General features: G+C 36.1%; 18 protein-coding genes. 1 reads left to right on the top strand and 17 read right to left on the bottom strand.

Translation table 11 applies throughout. The features are described 5' to 3' along the window. Positions 1-268 precede the first annotated feature (268 nt). Positions 269-1,615, bottom strand: coding sequence for an NADP-specific glutamate dehydrogenase (gdhA, locus tag WMO42_RS05920; protein ID WP_022501910.1), 1,347 nt, complete (start codon positions 1,613-1,615; stop codon positions 269-271). Positions 1,616-2,010: 395 nt separating this feature from the next. Here gdhA and WMO42_RS05915 point away from each other — a divergent pair, with 395 nt between their 5' ends. Then, positions 2,011-3,987 carry an LCP family protein gene (locus WMO42_RS05915; protein WP_055306206.1) on the top strand — a complete coding sequence of 659 codons (1,977 nt, stop codon included), beginning with the start codon at positions 2,011-2,013 and terminating at the stop codon, positions 3,985-3,987. A 187-nt stretch (positions 3,988-4,174) separates the two neighbouring features. On the opposite strand, the gene WMO42_RS05910 is transcribed toward WMO42_RS05915, so the two are convergent. The 16 genes from WMO42_RS05910 to WMO42_RS05835 all read right to left on the bottom strand — a co-directional run bounded on the left by WMO42_RS05910 (position 4,175) and on the right by WMO42_RS05835 (position 22,037). After that, positions 4,175-4,873, bottom strand: a complete 699-nt coding sequence (locus WMO42_RS05910) for a polysaccharide biosynthesis tyrosine autokinase (RefSeq protein ID WP_022501912.1) — start codon at positions 4,871-4,873, stop codon at positions 4,175-4,177. A gap of 20 nt (positions 4,874-4,893) precedes the next feature. Continuing rightward, on the bottom strand, positions 4,894-5,652 hold the full coding sequence (locus tag WMO42_RS05905; protein WP_022501913.1) for a Wzz/FepE/Etk N-terminal domain-containing protein: 759 nt from the start codon (positions 5,650-5,652) through the stop codon (positions 4,894-4,896). 35 nt (positions 5,653-5,687) lie between these two features. Next, the gene (locus WMO42_RS05900; protein WP_242858612.1) at positions 5,688-6,578 is read right to left on the bottom strand and encodes a Cof-type HAD-IIB family hydrolase; all 891 of its coding nucleotides are present in this window, start codon (positions 6,576-6,578) and stop codon (positions 5,688-5,690) included. Positions 6,579-6,676: 98 nt separating this feature from the next. Then, positions 6,677-8,377 carry a S8 family peptidase gene (locus WMO42_RS05895; RefSeq protein ID WP_055174021.1) on the bottom strand — a complete coding sequence of 567 codons (1,701 nt, stop codon included), beginning with the start codon at positions 8,375-8,377 and terminating at the stop codon, positions 6,677-6,679. Positions 8,378-8,531: 154 nt separating this feature from the next. Further along, positions 8,532-9,956, bottom strand: coding sequence for an ATP-dependent Clp protease ATP-binding subunit ClpX (clpX, locus tag WMO42_RS05890; protein ID WP_022501916.1), 1,425 nt, complete (start codon positions 9,954-9,956; stop codon positions 8,532-8,534). A 30-nt stretch (positions 9,957-9,986) separates the two neighbouring features. After that, positions 9,987-11,705: a trypsin-like peptidase domain-containing protein gene (locus tag WMO42_RS05885; RefSeq protein WP_242858613.1), complete on the bottom strand. Its 1,719-nt coding sequence runs from the start codon at positions 11,703-11,705 to the stop codon at positions 9,987-9,989. 170 nt (positions 11,706-11,875) lie between these two features. After that, positions 11,876-13,603: a phospho-sugar mutase gene (locus WMO42_RS05880; RefSeq protein ID WP_349191784.1), complete on the bottom strand. Its 1,728-nt coding sequence runs from the start codon at positions 13,601-13,603 to the stop codon at positions 11,876-11,878. Between the two features lie 117 nt (positions 13,604-13,720). Continuing rightward, on the bottom strand, positions 13,721-13,987 hold the full coding sequence (locus tag WMO42_RS05875) for an HPr family phosphocarrier protein (RefSeq protein ID WP_022501919.1): 267 nt from the start codon (positions 13,985-13,987) through the stop codon (positions 13,721-13,723). 34 nt (positions 13,988-14,021) lie between these two features. Next, entirely contained in the window at positions 14,022-15,311 is a 1,290-nt protein-coding gene (locus WMO42_RS05870) for a CdaR family protein (RefSeq protein ID WP_055306208.1), read from the bottom strand. After that, on the bottom strand, positions 15,292-16,170 hold the full coding sequence (cdaA, locus tag WMO42_RS05865; RefSeq protein ID WP_022501921.1) for a diadenylate cyclase CdaA: 879 nt from the start codon (positions 16,168-16,170) through the stop codon (positions 15,292-15,294). The genes WMO42_RS05870 and cdaA overlap by 20 nt, the downstream gene beginning before the upstream one ends. A 41-nt stretch (positions 16,171-16,211) precedes the next feature. Continuing rightward, positions 16,212-17,234 (bottom strand): hypothetical protein, encoded by a 1,023-nt coding sequence (locus tag WMO42_RS05860; RefSeq protein WP_022501922.1) that lies wholly within the window; start codon positions 17,232-17,234, stop codon positions 16,212-16,214. A 14-nt stretch (positions 17,235-17,248) separates the two neighbouring features. Then, a complete protein-coding gene (locus tag WMO42_RS05855; protein ID WP_242858614.1) occupies positions 17,249-17,650 on the bottom strand; it encodes a hypothetical protein in 402 nt (133 codons plus the stop codon). Positions 17,651-17,729: 79 nt separating this feature from the next. Beyond that, a complete protein-coding gene (locus WMO42_RS05850; protein WP_055306209.1) occupies positions 17,730-18,896 on the bottom strand; it encodes an Ig-like domain-containing protein in 1,167 nt (388 codons plus the stop codon). Positions 18,897-18,898: 2 nt separating this feature from the next. Next, positions 18,899-19,960: a glycosyltransferase family 2 protein gene (locus WMO42_RS05845; protein ID WP_022501925.1), complete on the bottom strand. Its 1,062-nt coding sequence runs from the start codon at positions 19,958-19,960 to the stop codon at positions 18,899-18,901. 204 nt (positions 19,961-20,164) lie between these two features. Beyond that, the gene (locus WMO42_RS05840; protein WP_055306210.1) at positions 20,165-21,142 is read right to left on the bottom strand and encodes an ABC transporter substrate-binding protein; all 978 of its coding nucleotides are present in this window, start codon (positions 21,140-21,142) and stop codon (positions 20,165-20,167) included. A gap of 142 nt (positions 21,143-21,284) precedes the next feature. After that, positions 21,285-22,037: an ATP-binding cassette domain-containing protein gene (locus WMO42_RS05835; protein ID WP_022501927.1), complete on the bottom strand. Its 753-nt coding sequence runs from the start codon at positions 22,035-22,037 to the stop codon at positions 21,285-21,287. Positions 22,038-22,050: the final 13 nt, after the last annotated feature.

The raw sequence follows: 22,050 nt of genomic DNA, 5'->3' as shown, positions 1-22,050 counted from the left end.
TCCAAGTGTTTTGTCATATTATTTTAGAAAATACCATTTTCTCCCTGATACATCAGTAATGGGCATAATACTATCTGCCCCTACATCTTAATTTTTAATTATATAAGTTATGCAGACAAAATACAATGTGATATTTATTAAAAAGCTTTCATTCTATCGGAATTTCCTATTACACAAAAAGAGCCGCCGCATAAGCCCAATGTCAACTTAATAACATTGCACCTAAGCGGCAGCCCTCATATATTAATTCGTTATAATTATGGGATAATTAGTATACACCCTGAGCGAGCATAGCGTTAACAACCTTCTCGAAACCAGCGATATTAGCACCAGCTACATAGTTGCCTTCCATACCATATCTCTTAGCAGCATCATCGATGTTGTGGTAGATATTAACCATAATGTTCTTAAGCTTAGCGTCAACTTCTTCAAATGTCCAGCTAAGTCTTTCGCTGTTCTGGCTCATTTCAAGAGCTGATGTAGCAACACCACCAGCGTTGGCAGCCTTACCACAGATGAACATTACGCCGTTGTTCTGGAAGTATTCTGTAGCTTCAAGAGTTGTAGGCATATTAGCACCTTCGCAAACAGCCTTAACGCCGTTAGCTACTAACTGCTTAGCATCTTCAAGGTCAAGTTCGTTCTGTGTAGCACAAGGAAGAGCGATATCACACTTAACTGACCATACACCGTGCTCACCATTCTTCTTCTCGTGGTATTCAGCAGACTTTCTTGCAGCAGCATATTCTGTAAGTCTTGCTCTCTTAACTTCCTTAACTTCTCTTAAGAGTTCTACATCGATTCCTTCTGGATCATATATCCAGCCTGTTGAATCAGAGCATGTAACAACCTTAGCACCAAGCTGCTGTGCCTTCTGGATAGCATAGATAGCAACATTACCAGCACCTGAAACAGCGATTGTCTTGCCTTCAAGTGAATCACCGTGGCACTTCATAAGTTCTTCTGTGATGTAAAGAAGACCATATCCTGTAGCTTCTGTTCTAGCAAGTGAACCACCATATGAAAGACCCTTACCTGTAAGTACACCTTCGTATGTACCTCTTATTCTCTTGTACTGGCCAAACATAAAACCGATTTCTCTTGCGCCTGTTCCGATATCACCAGCAGGAACATCGACATCAGCACCGATATATTTGCAAAGCTCTGTCATAAAGCTCTGGCAGAATGCCATAATCTCTCTATCTGACTTGCCCTTAGGATCGAAATCAGAACCACCTTTACCACCACCGATTGGAAGGCTTGTAAGTGAGTTCTTGAATACCTGCTCGAAACCTAAGAACTTGATAATTCCTAAGTTAACAGATGGATGTAATCTTAAACCACCCTTGTAAGGTCCGATAGCGTTGTTGAACTGTACTCTGAAACCTCTGTTTACCTGTACCTGTCCCTTGTCATCTACCCAAGGTACACGGAACATTAATACTCTGTCAGGTTCTGTAATTCTTTCAAGAATTGCATTGCTTCTGTAAAGCTCCTCGTTAGCATCAACAACTGGTCTTAATGTATTAAGAACCTCTGTTACAGCCTGTAAGAATTCTGGCTGATCTGCATTCTTCTTAGAAACTAATTCTAATACTTCATCAACATATCCCATAATCGTTTAACTCCTTTGATTTAATATTCGTACGCTTTAGTACGTTACCCAAGTGATATTATATTAATTTCACTTAATTTATGCAAGTTTTTTATGTGTTTCACATAATTAAATTGAACAAAAATGAATATTATTAAGTTTAATTAGGTTTATCTTTAATTTTTCACTTTATTTTCTTAATATTATTAAGCAAAACATATAATGTCAATATGTTTGTATACTGCATACAGGCGTATTTTTACATTTTTCTATATTTAATACTCTATTTATTTATTTTTTTTTAGTAATATGTTATAGTATTTTTGTTACGTTAAGCTTTTAATTGAATATATTTCACATCTTTTTAAAGCTTGGCTTATACATTTATTCTATGAATACTAACAGGAGATAACATTATGTCAGGATTCTTTGACAAGACCAGAGAAGATATGCAATATATCTTCAAAAAGGGGAGCACTCTTTCCCAGAGTGAGAAGAAGCACAAGCTAAGAGCGTGGGCGACAGTTATTGGTATTGCACTCGTTGTTGTTCAGCTTGTATTCACTGTATTGACACTATTAAAGCTTTACAAACTTGATATTCTTCCGCTCAAGTATATCGCAGCTATTGACGCCGTTCTTGTACTTGTGGCAATATACGACTTTTTATCACAGTTTACTAAGACGCATATTATAGGAAAAGTAATATCTATACTTTTATCCGCTGTACTTTTATACACATTCCTTTTCACATCAAAGGTTGACACAACTCTTGATAAGATAAGCAGTAATGGTAATAACGTACAGGAGATTACAGATGTCGTTGATGTCGTTGTATTAAAGAAGGATAAAGCACAGTCACTTTCTGATACTTTATCATATACATTTGGTTATAACTCTACTGTAGATGCCGATGATAATCAGGATGCCATACAGAAGATTAACTTTAATAACAATGCAGACATCAAGACTAAGGAATATACAACCTGGGAAGATATCATTCCTGCATTAGAGGCTGGAACTGATATTCAGGCTATGCTTATTAATGACAACACATTGTCATCATTTGATGAAGAATATGAAGAATTCCTTGACTCAATAAGAATTGTCGGAACTATTGAACTTAAGAGAACTATAGAATTAAGCGAATCTGACAAAAAGGTCAATGAAGAACCTTTCGTAATATATATATCAGGTAATGATGAAGAAGGTAAGATTCTTTCAACAGGACGAAGTGATGTCAACATTTTATGTGTTATCCACCCTATAACAAGACAGGTACTTCTTATCACTACTCCAAGAGATGCCTATATCAACCTTACTAATCCTGGTACAGGTGCACAGGGCTATGATAAGCTTACACACGCTGGACAATGGGGCATTGAAGGTTCTATTCTTAATCTTCAGAACCTGTATGACCTTAATATTGATTACTATGTCAAAATCAACTTTACTGGCTGTGAGACAATTGTAGATGCTCTTGGCGGTGTAACTATTAATTCATCTGTTGATTTTGTCAATGGACTTGAAGCAGCTCCAACAAGATATCACTATGTAATAGGTGATAATGAATGTAACGGTGAACAGACCTTAGCTTTCTGCCGTGAAAGAAATGCTTTCTTAGATGGTGATTACCAGAGAGGCCGTAACCAGCTTGCAGCCCTTACAGCTATTATCAATAAGCTTACATCACCTGCAATACTTGCAAAGTACAGTGCATTACTTGATTCTGTCGGTGATATGCTCTACACTAATATGCCTGTATCAGATATTACATCACTTGTAAAAGGGCAGCTTGCCAACAGCCGTTCATGGAATATACAGACATACAGCACAGGTGCAGAACCTGACAGCAGACTATGCCAGCATTTCGGTTCTTATCGTTCTGTATCACTTCTTTATCAGGCTGATGTTGATATTGCCAGACAGCTTGCCAAGAAGATAATTAATGGTGATATATTCGATGCACAGGAATATTATGACGAAGAGATCAGCAAGGTTTCTAACCCAACTGGTTTGATGTCTTTACCTAATACTTCAAAATCATCAAGCACTAACAAAGAAGAAACTTCTGCTGCCACATCAACTAAGAGTTCATCAACAACTAAGCAGCAGCAGACTACAACTAAAGCAACTGCCGCACCTACAGAAGCAGCAACAACTACAGCAGCTCCTACACAGACCCCTGCTCCTGATAACAATAGCAATAACAATAACAACAACAACAGTAACAACAACAACAGTAATAACAATAACAGTAATAATAATAATAACAGCAATAATACCGGCAGTAACGGCAATAAGACAGAAGCTACAACAGCTCCTACACAGGCGGCTGCCGCCCCTGCCCAGGCAGATAGCAATTCCAATGCTAATCAGGCTGCAGCTAATTAACTATAAAATATTGCTCAAAATACTATTAATAAAACACTATTAACAAAATACTATCAAGTATTAGAAAAAGGCTTCACATTATGTATATCGTAATGCGAAGCCTTTTTGACCTTTTAAATAGTTATTAAGTTAATATGTCAATTAGCTGTTTATAATATTATATGTTATTTACGACATAACCAGCCACCTATTTATTGGCATGTTCTCCATACTTGCCATAGTATTTGCCATAATACTTACCATAGTATTTGTTATCGTCCATATCGACCTTATTAAGTACCACGCCAAGAAGCTTGCAGTCTGTCTTTTTAATCTGCTCCAGACCCTTCTGGGCGTATTTGTAGCTTACATCATTAGCCGCCATTACATAGGCAACTCCGTCACACTCCTGTGCCACTATGGCACTGTCTATTACACTTCCTATAGGTGGTGTATCAATTATTATATAATCATACAAATCCCTTAATACTTTTATAAGTGTCTTAAACACCTTATTGCCAAGAAGCTCTGTAGGATTAGGTGGCACCGGACCAGAAAATACTACATTAAAATTCTCAACATTAGTTGCATACATAACTTCTTCAAATTTATTAATTCCTGATAAGAAATGTGTAAGTCCCTTAACAGACGTATTAATCTTATAACGTCCTACAAGCACCGACTTTCTTAAATCCGCATCAATAAATATAACCTTCTTGCCTGCTTCTGCAAGTGATACCGCAAGATTAAATGATACAGTAGATTTACCTTCTCCCGGTGTCGTACTTGTGAGCATAATAACCTTGATATCCGAACCGCAAAGCTGGATATTCGTTCTTAAATTCTTATATGCCTCATTAGCCCTGTAATCAAGCTTTCTTAATCGTTCTATATTGATAGTCTGCATATTATCTTTTCACCTGACTTTTACTTTTTATTCTTGTTCTTTTTGTTCTTCCTGCTCTTTTTCTTGTTCTTTGGCAAGCCATCATCCATTTCTTCTGAAATTGGAATAACTGCAAGTGTACTGAGGTCAAAATATTTCTCCACATCTTCTGTAGTCTTTACAGTATCATCTAACATTGACTTTATTACTATAACCGCCGCTGACAGCACAATACCTGCAAGAGCACCTATAATTGTCCATTTCTGGACAACAGCAAATGCTGGTATCTCTGATAATGAGCCTTCCTCAATAACATTTACCTGTTCAATCTTCATAATATCACATATCTTCTGTGATGATACTTTAGCCACGCAGTCAGCTATCTTCTTAGCCTGATAAGGATCATCACTAACAACTGTTATCTGCAATACACGTGTATCCGAAGGTGTATCAACAGATATGCTTGAAGCAAGCTGTGAGGCTTTCATATCAAGCTTTAATTCCTTGATAACTTCATTCATAACCGGAGCACTTGTTACAAGTATCTTATAATCTTTCGTAAGCTGTGTAGATAACTGGACATCTGATAAAGTAGTCGCACTGTCGTTAGCTCTGTTTAATACATACAGCTTGGTTTCTGACTCATACTGTGGTGTTATAAAAAACTTTGCCACAAGAAATGCACCAAGTCCCACTATTATGCCTGTTGCAATAATAACCATTATCTTATCCCATAATATAGATAAAATATGTCCAATATCAATTTCTATTTCTTCATTCTGAACATTATCTCTTCCCATTGTCAATCTCCATAATTATTTATCACTTAATCACTCTAAGCATTTAATATAAATCTTTTAATTATATCAGCAACTCCCGATTCATCATTAGATGGTGCGATATAGTCTGCATACTTTTTCACTTCTTCATACGCATTATCCATAACAGCCGCAACACCTGCTATCTTTAACATTGGTATATCATTCATTCCATCTCCACAGGCTATAAGCTCATCTTCTTTGATAGACAGCTTACCTAATAACTGCTGTAATGATTTATCTTTGGCAACCCCCTTTGGTACTACCTCAAGGAAATAATCTTCTGAATAAAATGCATCAAGCACGTCAGAATAATGCTCTAATAAAGCTTCCTGCACTGGCACAAGCTTATCGTGTCTTCCTACAACAAGGAACTTATTAACTGGATAATCTACATATTTCTTTAAATCATCTGTCTTAATTATTGTTGTATTATTGCAAAATGCTTCTTTTAACACATACTCATCATCATCACTCTCTGCTGCTATCTTTCCGTCCGAATATGTAAGTGCATACACATCATTAGCTCTTGCATAATCACATATATCGTCTATACACTGCCTTGGAAGCTCGTGGCTTACAATTACATCTCCATTCAGGCAGTTAATTATCTCACCACCATTGTAAGCTAATATATATCCGCCTCTCTTATCTAACTCAAGCTCATCTGCTATCGGTGTTATCCCAAATAATGGACGTCCCGAAGCCAATATAACTGTAACATCTTTATCAATTGCAGCCCATACAGCCTCCTTATTAGCCTCCGGAAGCTTCTTATTATGGTCTGTGAGTGTTCCGTCAAGATCGAGTGCAATCGCTTTATATTTCATTGTTAAATACCTGTCCTTTATAATTCTTATATAGGTGTCGGGGATACTTCCCTTACATATGCCAATTAATTGCTTCACTATTACATCACCCTGCAATTCCTGACAATATATCCGCATACATAATCATTTTATCATATGTACTTAATAATTACAATAAGCTAAGCCTTAAGCTTTTATTAACTTATCCTCATCTGGTCAAATGCACCTGCTATATTCAATCTGCCATAGCCATATTCAACATTTGGATAAGCAATATCCCCCGGTCGGTCTGCTCCCCTTATTATATATGACTTAATCTCGCTATTACTTATAACTGATCTGTTATTGTTAGTAACTCCCCAGCTAAAAAATAATGCCGCTGCCCCTGCAACGTGTGCCGCAGCAATGCTTGTTCCTGATCTAACTGTATAGCCTCTTACGCCTCCAACACCATACACATTAACTCCTGGTGCTGCTATATCAGGCTTAACCCTGTTATCCGCCGTATAACCCCTGCTGCTGTTCACGTCGCTTCCGTTGGTATTATGATTATATGCACCAACAGTAATAAGCCTTAAACCGCTGGCAGGCTCTACAAGCGTTACATCAGCATCTGAATTAAGAAAATAGGCATCACAGTCCATAAGCTCTTTTAAAGTTATCCACGCATTAAAATATCCAGGAAGATTAGTAAGACTATATACATCTATCTTCCACAGTCCCTCTGCCGGACGTTCAAATCTCATAAATATAACTTCCTGCCCTGCAACAGTTTCTGTAATCTGGTAATCAACATATATCCTTGAATTCTCCAAAAGAAATGAATATTGTGTACTTGAGCCTATCCTTGCTGGTATTCTTGGAATAATCTCGCCTGTCGGTGATATTATTGATACCGACAGTACATCAAGACTTTTTGCCCATATTTCAAGCACAAAGCCTTTTCCACGCCTCTCAACATTTATCTCCATTTCCTTATATTCAGGAACAACAGAAGCGTAACCGCTAAAATGTGTCCTTTTGACTGCCTCATTGCCAGCAGGAACAACAACACATGTATTAACGTGCATTGTAAGTGAATCAAGAACATTTGATAAAGGACTTCCGCCTGTTCTTGAGCCCAGACCACTACCCAGTCCCATATATATGACAAGAGGCATTTTCTTTAACCCGGCATAATCCTTTAGAAATCTTGCGGCAAGCATAATATCCGTTTCCTCAAAACACACTGCATCATCCCTTATGTAGAAGTAATCCCTTAAATATTTCTTTGCATTTTTTAATTTTACACATACTATGCTTGCCTCTGGTGCAACACCTATGTAATCATCAATTTTTCTTGAAGCAATTACTCCAGCCATAAATGTTCCGTGCCCTGTAATATCGGTTGTTCCCACATAATCGTAAGGATTTAGTCCATTGCGGTATGCTTCAAGTGCTGTATTAATCTCTGCCTGTTCATATATACGACCATAATTAACATATAAATTCTGCCTGTACTCAAGGGTCTGATCCCATATAGCCATAATACGCGTATTACCAGCCGTATCACAGAAGTTCTCACTAAGATAATCAATTCCTGTGTCTATTATCCCCACGATAACACCCTGCCCTTTTGAATTTAAAAAAGGCTGGCTTGTTATGTTGGTAGCATTTACCGCATCAATGCTTGATGTATCCATAAGCCCATACAACTTGGGAATTGTATAATATCCCAAGTCACTTATATTAAAATCCCTGTCATCCGGAAGCCTGCTATGTGCAACAAGCCATTGGTCATCAACCTTCTGTATACATACATCAGGGTTGCTTTGAAGCATCTTATTAATTCCCGGAAGATTGACAACTATATAATCATATATATCCTCATCTGTTATCATTTCACTGCATAAAGGCATAAAAAATGTCCTTAAAGATAATCTTTAAGGACATTATATGATTAATATTTTATAATAATACTAATATACTGACATACTGACATATACATAATAACTTCTGCAAAATAACATCAGCGGAATATCTTGTGCATAATGGCTTGTGAAACTGACAGCATTAAGCTTCTGCATTATTCATTGGAAGTCTTTCCTGTCCACGCATCATAATAAGCGGTGTGCCCTTCTTCTCAATGTAATCTGCTGTTATTGTGACACTTCCGATATTATCATCTTTAGGAATTTCATACATTATATCAAGCATATATTCTTCTATTATAGACCTTAATGCTCTTGCTCCTGTATCTTTTTCCATAGCTTTCTTTGCAATCTGTCTTAAAGCATCATCATCAAATTCAAGCTTAACCTCATCAAGTTCTAATAACTTCTGATACTGCTTAAGTATTGCATTCTTAGGCTCTTTCATAATCTTAACAAGCATATCCTCTGTAAGACCCTCTAAAGAGAATACTATAGGAAGTCGTCCTAAGAATTCAGGAATCATACCAAATTCCCTTAAATCCTCTAATTCAACCTTTGATAATATATTCTTGTCATTATCATATTTATCTTTAAGGTCTGAGTTAAAACCTATTGATGACTGCTTATTAAGTCTTGCCTTTATTATATTCTCAAGGTCTGGAAATGCACCACCGCATATAAATAATATGTTGCGTGTGTTAACTGTAACCTGCGGAACCATAGCATTTTTGCTTGTAGCACCTACTGGAACTTCTATATCACTTCCCTCAAGAAGCTTTAACATTCCCTGCTGTACAGATTCACCGCTTACATCACGGCTTCTTGTTTCTTTCTTCTTGGCAATCTTATCTATCTCATCAATAAATATAATGCCTCTTTCTGCCTTCTCCACGTCATTATCTGCTGCCTGTAAAAGCTTTGATACAACGCTCTCTATATCATCACCTATATAGCCAGCTTCGGTAAGTGAAGTAGCATCTGTAATTGCAAGAGGTACTTTTAAAAGTCTTGCCAGTGTCTTTACAAGATAAGTCTTTCCGCTTCCTGTAGGTCCTATCATAAGCATATTAGACTTTTCAATCTCAATATCGTCCATAGTTCCTGTGGCAACTCTCTTATAATGATTGTATACAGCAACTGACATAACCTTCTTGGCATAGTCCTGACCTATTACATATTCATCTAACATTGCCTTTATCTGATGAGGTGCTGGAAGATTAGCCAAATCAAGTGTATCGTCCTTTTCCTTATCTGCAGGCTTGTTATTATCTTCTTTCTTTTTCTTGACTTTCTGCCTGTTGGAAATGTCATTACCCATCATATTAAAGCCTCCGAACATTCCCATATTAGGCATATTATTCATAAGGTCATCATAATTGATATCACTGTTATTAATTGTATCAAAGGTCTTCTGCATACAATCTGCACATACACATAAACCACCTGGCATATTAATCATTTTACCAGCCTTAGACTCTGACCTTCTGCATATATAACACACCTTTTCGTATTCATCTGTGTTAGCAGTTGTATTGTTCTCATTATTATTATCGTTGTTACTCATTTAATCCTCAATTCTGTGTTACGAGGCTTATTAGTTCTTCTTTCCTAATGTAACCTCCACACTCTTTAGTACATATTCACTACCTTCAAGATGATAGTAGTCAACCTTTACTGTCTCTCCTGCTGAATAATACTGCAGAAGTGACTGTAAGCCTGACATTGTTGATATTGACTGGTCATCAAAACCGACAATTATATCGTAAGCTGAAAGTCCTGCCTTCTCTGCTGCTGAGCCAGATGCTACTGTACGAACCATTATACCCTGTGGGTAACCATACATAGAAGCATATGTGCTTGTTATATCTATAGCAGCAATACCAAGATATCCAGCATTATCTGAATCTACCTTCTGTCTTGTCTGCTTGCTCATAAGTGAGCTTATAAGTTCCTTAACATTAGATACAGGTATTGAATATGCCATACCCTCAACACCATCTGATGATGTCTTAGCAAAGTTAATAGCAATTACCTTGCCGCTTGCATTAAGAAGTGCTCCACCACTATTACCTGAGTTAATAGCTGCGTTAGTCATTATAAGTCCTGAAAATGTAACATTGTTAACTGTTATTGATCTGTCAAGGGCACTTATAATACCATTAGTAACTGACTGTCCTTCTCCAAGTGCATTACCAATTGCCACTACCTGCTGGCCTACTGCAATTGTATCAGAATCTGCAAGTTCTGCAATAGCTATTTTACTTATTGTGTCAGACGGAATATCTGATAATGATGCAGCAACTACTGCTATATCCTGATCTGACTTAGAACCCTTTACCGTTGCACTTACTGACTGGTCATCCACAAATACACATTTTAAGTTGGATACATTATCTACAACATGTGCATTAGTTACAATAAGAAGCTCTGTATCATTCTTACCAACAATAATACCAGTTCCACTTGTTGAAGCCTCGTACTGCTGCTGTCCCCAGCCATACATTGAAGATGAACTGCTTACTGTAGTTGTACCATTAAGGGCAACCATAGCCGGAAGTGCTGCCTGTGCCACACTTTCTACATTCATTGATGAATATTGTGAAAGATTAGTATCTCCATTAGCATTAATATCATCGCTTGTAACTTTATCAATATTGCTTGTCACAGTTGAAATTGTATAGTTCTTAGTATCATTACCACCTAAATATTTCTTCTCAATATGATAAGTTCCATACATTGCTGAACCAGCTACAACACCAAATACCACTGCTGCAAGCACACCACTTATATACTTCTTAGCCGTGGAATTCTTAGAAAACCAATTGTTAAATGACTTCTTTCTTGCTTCCTTCTTAGCCTGCTTAGCCGCTCTCTGTGCATTCCTATAAGAATTATTCTGATCACTGCCTATATTATTATTAACATATGAATATCTATAGGTTGAATTACTGTTATCTGATGCATTATGAAAGCCTGTATTAGCACCATTATTATATGCTGTGTTATTATATCCGGCATTAGTTCCTGTGCTATTGTATGATGTATTAGCACCATACTGTGAATTATTCATACCACCCTGATTATATCCATAACCATTATAGCCATAATTATTACTTCCGTTAGAATACTGGTTCTGTCCATTATTCATACCAGCACCACCTGCACTGTTCTGATTATAACCTGTGTTATGGCTGTATGTTGTATATCCAGTTGTTCCTGTACTCTGATTATTATCAGGCTCTACATTCTCATAATTCCTAGAATTATTATCAGAATTATTGTTCATATAATCGTTATCTTCATTATTATACATATCCAAACACTCCTTACTTATGTCATTTCAACGAAAAAATGAACACATTTCGTTGTTGATACTGTTAGTATATTCACGAAATGTGTTCATATTGTGTATTACTTGTTAAGAAAATCTGAACTTATATAATTATGCTATGTAAAACATATCCATCAAATAATACTTACTGATTACTGCCCAACAAGCTCCATAACAGCTTTCTTTAAAGCTTCTTCTTTAGCTGCTGCATCTTCTATGCTGCTGCCCTTAACGCCCATATAGAACTTAATCTTAGGCTCTGTACCAGATGGCCTTGCACAGCACCATGCGTTGTCTGATAAATCATAATAAAGTACATTAGAGTTAGGAAGTCCTGTGCTATGCTTATCGCCTGTAACCATATTGACACATTCGTCCTTCTTATAATCTCTTGCTTCAAGAACTGTCCAGTTACCAATCTTAGATGGTGTATTATTTCTAAGGTCATCCATCATCTTAGCAATCTTTCCAGCACCTTCAGCACCCTTCATTGTGATAGCAACCTGTCCTTCTTTATAGTATCCATACTTCTCATAGATGTTAATCATCTGATCCCATAAAGTAAGACCATTATTCTTATAGTAAGCTGCTGCTTCACAAAGTGCCATAACTGCAACGATAGCATCCTTATCTCTTGCGTGTGTTCCTACAAGACAACCATAGCTTTCCTCAAAACCAAATTCATATTCGTATGTACCCTGCTGTTCAAAGAACTTAATCTGCTCACCGATGAACTTAAAGCCTGTAAGAACTTCAATAAGCTTAAGGTTATATTCCTTAGCAATGCTGTCAGCCATATTAGTTGAAACTATTGTCTTAACAAATGCTCCGTTCTTATGAAGAAGTCCCTTTTCCTGTCTTTGTGAAAGGATATATTCTGCAATAAGCATAGCAGACATATTACCTGTAAATGACTGGTATTCACCTGTCTTAGTATCCTTAGAATATACACCAAGTCTGTCAGCATCCGGATCTGTTGCAAGAACGATATCTGCATCAACTTCCTTAGCAAGCTTTAATGCTAATGTGAATGCCTTAGGATCTTCTGGGTTAGGATATTCAAGCGTTGTAAAATCTGGGTCTGGCTTTTCCTGTTCTGGAACAACATATACATGCTTAAAGCCTAATTCCTTAAGTACTCTTCTTACTGGAATATTACCTGTACCATGGAATGGTGTGTATACAATCTTAATATCATCAGCCACTTTCTTAATGATATCTCCATTAATACTCATCTTCTTTAATGCGGCCATATATCTGTCATCCATATCGTATCCGATTACATTGTAAAGACCGCAAGCCTTAGCTTCATCTTTATCCATAGTCTTAACTGTATTGTAGTCTGTTACAGCCTTAACTTCTGATATAATCTGTGAATCCTTAGGTGCTGTAATCTGTGCACCATCTTCCCAGTATACCTTATATCCGTTGTATTCTGGTGGGTTGTGGCTTGCTGTTACTACAATACCAGCTATGCAGTTAAGGTCTCTTAATGCAAATGATAATTCTGGTGTTGGACGAAGTGAAGGGAATATATATGCCTTAATTCCGTTAGCATTAAGACAAAGTGCTGCTTCATCGGCAAATTCAGGTGACATTCTTCTTGAGTCAAATGCAATAGCTACACCTCTGTCTGCTGCACCTTCCTTAATAATAAAATTAGCAAGTCCCTGTGTTGCTTTTCTTACAGTGTAAATGTTCATTCTATTAGTACCATTGCCAATTACACCTCTTAAGCCACCTGTTCCGAATTCAAGATCTTTGTAAAATCTGTCTTCAATCTCCTTCTCATCATTAGCGATCGACTTAAGTTCATCTCTTGTTGCTTCATCAAAATACATATTGTCACACCAAGACTTATAAACTTCCATATAACCCATACTCTGTACCTCTTTCCTTGTTATTTAATAATGTCTGGGAAAATGATATTTTCCCTGACTGATGTACACGTATTGCTACATCATTTTATTTAATTATAATTCAATCCGTAGATTAAATCAATCTTTAAGAGCTTCTTTAAACTTTTCTGATACTGTCTTTAACGCTTCTTCTTCATCGCTTCCATCAGCTATTAAAGTTATCTCATCTCCACATTTAACACCTGATGCAAGTATTGATATTACACTCTTTGCATTGGCTGTCTTACCCTCTGCATATTCAAATGATATATTAGAATCAAATTTAATTGCCGCATCACACATAGCACCCGCTGGACGAAGATGTATTCCAAGCTGGCTTGTGACAATTATATTCTCCTTTACCATTATAATCCCTCCTTAAATGGCAGTTCTTAACAAATTACCTTGTCGCCGATGTAGTGCTTTCTGTCGCTTTGGTACTCTCTGTAGTTGTTTCCTGCTGTATTGCCGTTATTGTAACATTAACAGTAACATTACCTACTACAGTTATTCCATCAGGCAGTGATAACGCCACTGTGACATTATGAGTTCCTGCCCCAAGATTCTTAAGGTCAATGCCTGCCTTTACATCTGATGCACTGACAGCCGATAACACATTATCATTACCTGTTACAGTAAATGTAATACCCTGCATTACCTGTGCATTAAACCCTGTCTGTATATTATTAAGTGTTATCTCTGAAGCTGAAAGACTTATCTGCTTTGTAGCCTTCTGTGCTATCTTAACTGTAACAGTAAGACTGCTGTCAGATACAAATTTAATTCCTGATGGAACATAATCTGATAATCTGAAAGTATATGTCTTATCAGCACTCAATCCATCAGCATTAATATTCTGCGATGGAATTGTTATTGTATCTACTTTACCCAGCAAATCATCTGGACCTGTTATAACCGCAGATGCCTGGCTTAATATTGTATCTGTTATAATATATCCGTCTGACGGCGTTCCACCTGTCTTTGCTGTTATTGACACCGTCTTCATTCTTGCTATATCAACATTGATATCTGCTTTAGTACATGACAGTTCAAGTGCATCATTTACTATTTCATTACCATCTTCATCTAACATCTTAACATCTGCACTTGTGCTTATATCTTCCTTAGCACCTGATACATCTACATTTACTGATAATGCTGCTACACTCTCAAGTAAAGATGTAGGACCTGTAACTTTGATATATGTTGGTGATGAACTTGTCGAAGCAACCGTATATCCTGAAGCTGTCGAACCTGTCGTATTAACATCTAATGACAAAGTCTTGGTATCCCTGTTCTCTATGCTTAGCTTAAGTGCTGATGTTCTTGGAACAGCCTCTACATTATTAAGAACCTGTCCATCTTTAATTACCTGAACCTGTATATCTACATAATCTGTAAATGCAGTAACCTTGCTCAAATCTGCGGTTGCACTTATATCACTTGTCTTAAGGTCTGTTACGACACTCTTTGGACCGCTTACTGTAACTGAAATCTTGCCGCCATCAACAACTTCATAACTGTAATCTTTGTCTGTAAGGCTCTGTGTATTAATAAGCTGTACAGTTATATTACTGAATGTATAACTCGTGTTAGGGTCATATATATTAACAATAACTGTCCATAGAACAACTGCAAATACAGCGGATAATAACTTCAGGCTGAAATTCTTAAATATCTTCTCTTTCATGCTTCAACCTGCCTCTCCATATCCTGAAAGACTTAACATCTATATTCTTTCTACGGATATATTCCAGTTTATTCTTTAAAGAATCTGCATCAATATCGTGTATTAATTCACCACCAAAAGCTACAGAAACCTTACCCGTTTCCTCTGATACAATAATTGTCATACTGTCTGTAGCTTCGCTTATTCCGACTCCGGCACGGTGTCTTGTTCCTAAAGCCTTGCTAAGATTAACATTATCTGTAAGAGGCAGATAACAGGTAGCTGCAACCACCCTGTTACCTCTCACTATAACTGCACCATCGTGAAGCGGTGTATTATGCTCAAATATATTAATAAGAAGCTGGCTTGTAACAATACCATCTACAGGTATTCCTGTCTTTATATATTCTTCCAGAAGCATATCCTGTTCTATAACTATCAATGCACCTGTCCTTACCGCTCCCATCCTGTAGCACGCATCAACAATTTCGTCAGCTGTCTTAACACTAAAACGCTCATCTTTATTGCTGTTATCACCAAAATTCAGGAAATTAAGAACAAATTTCTTCCTTCCTAACTGCTCTAACGCCCTTCTTAATTCGGGCTGGAATATAATAACAAGTGCTATAATTCCAACACTTATCGTCTTTCCTGCTATCCACAATATAGTCTTTAAGTTAAGCAGATATGCAACTACCGCGAATAAACCTACTACTATAATTCCTTTAAGCAAAGCCCACGCTTTAGTATTCATTATCCATAACAGAATATTATAAAGAACAACCGCAATAATAATTATCTCTATAATATCTGTCCATGTAATCCTTGGTATATATAATCTTGAAAAATAATTCTGCAACAGATTACCTGATGTAGTCACATTCTCACCACCCTTTTAATTTCTATATGATAAATATACTATTATTTATCAAAAAATATCATATCTTCGTCTTCTTCTGTGGCAGCAGTTGTTGATTTAGCCTGTCTTACATCACTTATATCTGAGGCTTTTCTGGTCTTTCTTGCATTAATCTGCTTAACCTTTACATCCTCACCTGCTACATTAATCTTAGGCACAGCCTTTACATAATAATAGTATTCGTCATCTTCATACTGTACATACTCTGTTCTTCTGAAATCAACTGCAAAGAACATAACATTACAGATATAACCTGCAAGTGCACCTAATATAACTCCGATTACAATAAGAACTATATTAAATTCAGTCTTAAATACAATCTCGCATACAACAAGAATTATGAACTGTAATACACTTCCTATTCCTATAGCGTAACCCCATGCATAGTCAATCTTAAGTCTTCTTATTATGTATACAACAATTACTGTAACTGCAAGTGCTGCAATTAACACTATCATCTGCTTGTCCTTAACAAGACTTTCTATTAAATAAGAAACCTGTAACATACTCTCTGTTAAAGATTTGTTAGTAACTGCTGCTTCGTAAGCACTGGCTGTATTAATTATATAATAAATTATTACACCAAAGCTTACAGGTATTGCCGCAAGAAATGATGAGCATAAACCTACAGCAACCGGTATAACATAAGGTATCTTAAAACCACACATAATTACTGTTAATATTAGCAGATATCCAAGCTTTGGTGTAAATCTGAAATATAACAGATACATAAGAAGCACTACGCACAATGCAATAAGTGCAAATTCTACTGATATTGCATACAAGTGTGCAATCATAAATATCGAAAGCATTACTATTGTAAAGCCATTAGGCAGAAATGCACATATAACCGATACTAATACTGCTATTATAGGACTATTAAGCTTATCCATATAGCCGATAGAGGCATTAAGCATAAGAAATGAAACCAATGCTGCTATAAACTTAGCCACCGGTACAATATATATATCATATTTGTTGTAAAATCTTTTAAAATTCTCTTTTAGTTCTAATAAAACCGCCATTATATCCTCCATATTTACTTTCTTTTCTTCTGGCTGTTATAAAATCTTTCAAGCTTATTAAGTCTTGAAAAATATTTCTTAAGACCTTTTCTTGAACATTCATACTGGACATTATATACAACAGCTGCTATTACTGTAAATATAACTAACATTCCTATATAGTATATTGCCACTCTCCTGCCAAATGCAAGATAGTCCATTGAATTAATATTCTCAACAAGTCCCTCTGCATTGCATAATACATACATAATTGCAACTATCATAAATGCAAATGTTGTAGTTATTAATGTCTTTAAAATACCGAAAGCAATGAAATCACCTTTGAAATATTTCGCTGTACGAAGCATTTTCCTGCCCTCGTTCTTTTCATATATAGCCATCTTAGTCATCATCTTAACTTTATTCTCATTAAGCACAACTTTCACCTCATTATTCATTTCATAAATATGCTATTGGTTATATAACAGCATTTTATTAAATATAGCATATTTGACATTAATTGTATATTACAATTTGCGAATGTCCTCCGCCTGCTGCTGTTACAATTCTTACTTTTCTTCCCTCAGCAGTAAATGTTCTGTCACTTGAAGCAGAAAGATAATTGCTCCATACCTGACTATATTCTGATGGGAGGAGCTCACTTAATACACTATTAATCTTGCTGTCAAAACCGCCGCTTCTCTGCTTGATATATATAATAGAAACTTCTGGCTGTATTATTATTTCTCCATAATAAGTATCATTTTCTGTATATATGTATACATTAGAATATTCTCTTGTAAATCCCTGATTACCAAGTATGTATGGCAGATCTGTACTCTTCATTCCGTCACTGTTTCCAGTTGATGAACTGCTGCTTCCTGTGTTAGTGCTATTGGTATTCAATGAATTAGAGCCTGAATTGTTAGAGGCATTGCCTGAATTATTGTTATAAGACCCATCTGAATTATTAGATGAATCATCTGCAATATAGCCTCCGTCAGAACTACCATTATCTGTACCACTGCTGTTACCATCATCATAGCTTCCTGCCTCACTGTTATATGAGTAGCCCGTTCTGCCTGATGTGCCACTATTAGAAGCCCCTGATGAGCTGCTGTTAGATGAATTAGAACCCGTAATGCTTCCATTACCTGTGTATACAACATATCCATTGGCTGAACCTGCTGATACACTCTTTATTCCCTCAATAGCTACGGCATCTGACACATCTCCTACTGTCGCTGTAAGTGCCGCAACACCTACATTATTAACAGTTACAACACCATCTGAATCAACCTTCATAATATCCTCATTACTGCTTGACCACACAAGTGCCTTATCAGTATTCTCCGGCTCTACAACTGCAGCTGCTTTAAATGTTGTGCCAACAACAACAGCTGTATCATCCATTAATATCTCAACCTTAGTAAGTGACCTGTCAGCTACACTGTTGTTAGATGAATTATTCTGTGGTTTCAAATTCTTCTCTGTCAATGTCATTCCAACAGTATTATCCCCACTTTTCTTATTATTAGAACTTACAGCTCCTGCTATAATAACTGAAAAAAGAGCAATTACAGCTATTACAATAAGTACAATTGCAATTGGGGACAGCTTAGTTCTTGTATTTGCTGTGCCTTTTGAATTATTATCCTTTTCGTTGTGCATCTTTATCTCCATTCTTAAACTATCTCATCAGGAAGCTTCCATTGCTCTGCCTGATACTTATAATCTTCCGCCATCTGTCTGAACTGTGCTATCTGTTCTATATCTTCTGATGTTTCTGAAAGCTTGTCATAACATCTGCTAAGAGCATACAAAGGCTTATTACCTCCGCTTGTAATATCTAATACGCTTGAAGTTTCATATATTGCATTATAATACCACATTGCCGCTTCTGCATAGTCATTTATATCATAATAATAATTGCCAAGTTCATAACATATCTCTGAGCTTGGATTATCAGCAACACACCTTAAAGCAAGCTTAAAGAATTCTCCCATATCACCTGCTATGCGGTATATTTTAACAAGTACACAGTTCACTTCCTGTCGAATGTCGTCACTTCTGTTCTCATTAATAAGAATATCGGCAAATATATCTTTAAAATCCATAAAATCTTTATCTGAACCAGAAATATAAAGCTCCTTGCATAACATAGTTATAACATAGTCCTCCAACTGTGTTCCCCTGGCAAATGCTTTAATATATGTAGAGAAATCCCTCCTGCTGTGGTCTGATACTGGTCTGTGCAGTATCTCTATATCACTGTCATATACCACAGGTGTAAGCCTTACTGTTTCATGAATTGGTGATGTCCATACGAAAGGCCTTAACCTCTTAAAAAGCTTTGGCCTTAATTCTCTGTGTACATTGTACACAGAGTTATAGTCATTATCATTAACATAATACATCTGTACTATATCTATCTCTGGAAGAAGCATTGATTTCAGGTCTTTTAATGCCTGATTATTGCGTTCATCTAATATCTCATCTGCATCTGCACTGAATATATAATCGCAGGAAGCTAATGAAAATGCGTAATTTCTGGCAGCGGCAAAATCGTCACACCATTTATAATCATATACTTTATCTGTGTATTTATGTGCTATATCTTTGGTTGAATCAGTCGAACCAGTGTCCACTATTATTAATTCATCATAAGTTCCTGCGTATGAAATAAGACAGCGTTCTAATATTGACTGTTCATTTTTTACTATCATACATAAGGTGATTGATATCATTTTCGTGGTCTCCTTATAATTGTTTCCTGTTCATAAGTATACCATATCAGTTTTTATGTGGATAGATTTTTAATTAAAAAAGGAGTTTGTGTTTGATATGTCACCTGTCTACTGGTACGGGTGGCAATCTAGCACAAACTCTTTTTAGGTTTTCATTATTATTTTTTTATCATTTCAATACTTGAATTTATTTATTCCAGCTATTTATTTTAAGCCTTTTTCAAGGTCTGTAAGCATTATGTCTAATGCCTGTATTCCACCTTCGGCTGTGTACCATACATTTGAATGTTCAAGATATATTATATGGTTGTTTTTGTAGGCATCTGTTGTCTTTACAAGTTCATTTTCCACTATTTCTTTAGCAGTCTTAGCACCTGCTGTTGATATTGCGCTATCTCTGTCCATAACAAATATATAATCAGGATTCTGCTGTACTACTGTTTCAAATGAAGATTCATTGCCGTGTGTTGATGTTGAGCCTGCGGCTGTAAGATTGTTAAAGCCTGCTTCTACACCTATTAAAGAGCATCTTCCATCATTTCCAAGAAGATTAAAGCTTCCGCTTGTTGTCATACCTACTAATGCTGTCTTTCCTGATGATATCTTCTTTATTGCATCTATTCTTGCTCCAAAATCAGACATAAGTGAATCAACTTTATCTTCCATTCCGAATATTGAAGCTATTGTCTTTGCATTTTTAGATACGCTATTTACAAGTCCCTCATTAGTATCTGTTGCAAGATATACTACTGGTGCTATTTCACTTAAAGCATCATAGCTCTTTGATAAACGTCCACCAATAAATATAATATCTGGTTCACACTCCATAACTGCTTCTAAATCAGCCTCTTTTATTGTTCCAAGATTTTTAATTGATGCATCATTTGAATATTTTTCAAGGTAATCAATACTTGTTGATGCCATTCCTACTACTCTGTCACCTACGCCAAGTTCATCTATAATATCTAAAGATGCAAGGTCAAGAATTGCTATTCTCTTAGGATTATAAGGAACTTCTAATTCAATTTCATTCTTTGAAGCATCAAGCGAAGTGATTGTCACGCTTGTCTTTTCTTCTTTAGTACTTTCATTATCAGACTTATCAGTACCACACGCTATAAGTCCTACTGCCATTACTGCCATAAGTGCCATTAATAATAATTTCTTAAAATGTTTTTTCATATTTTACCTTTGTGGCTTACTGCCACTTCATCCTTTCTTTAAATTATAATATATCCCAAGCCGTATACATTACTAAACCAATACCAGTAATAAAAGTGAATGGAAAATTCCACTTTTGACATCCTGCCATTATTTAATAAATTTAATAATATATAGACAATGGTTTGCCCTTAATCTGCATAATCTCAAATTCTACATTATATATAGAAGATAAGTTTTCCTTAGTTATAACTTCTTCAACTGTACCAAATGAAGCAATCTTTCCGTCTTTAAATGCACATATATAATCAGAATAAAATGCCGCATAATTAATCTCGTGCAATACAAGTATTACTGTTTTTCCAAGTTCATCACATAATCTTCTTACTATCTTCATAAGATTACTTGCGTGATAGATATCGAGATTATTAGTCGGCTCATCTAAAAGAACATATTCTGTGTCCTGTGCTATAACCATAGCTATATATGCTCTCTGCCTTTGTCCGCCTGAAAGTTCGTCTATAAATCTTTCCCTGAAAGTTTCTAATTCCATATAGTCAATAGCTTTGTCAATCATTTCCTTATCTTTACTATTAAGTCTTCCTCCTGAATGAGGAAATCTTCCAAATGCAACAAGTTCTTCTACAGTAAGCTTCATCTGGATATTATTAGTCTGTGTAAGTATTGCCAGATGCTTTGATAATTCCTTGCTATTCCATTTGTTTATATCTTTCTTTTCTATAACAACTGAACCATTATCCGGTGCAATAAGTCTTGATATTATACTCATAACAGTTGACTTGCCTGCACCATTGGGTCCAATCAGCGATGTCACCTTCCCTTTTGGAAGTGAAAAGCTCACATCATTGACAACTGTCTTTTCATCATATTTTTTAATAATATGGCTAATCTGCATAACTGTAATTCCC

The sequence above is a fragment of the Lachnospira sp. CLA-JM-H23 genome, from assembly GCF_040096425.1.
GTDB lineage: Bacteria > Bacillota > Clostridia > Lachnospirales > Lachnospiraceae > Lachnospira > Lachnospira rogosae.
This window is presented reverse-complemented; position numbering and strand designations above follow the sequence as displayed.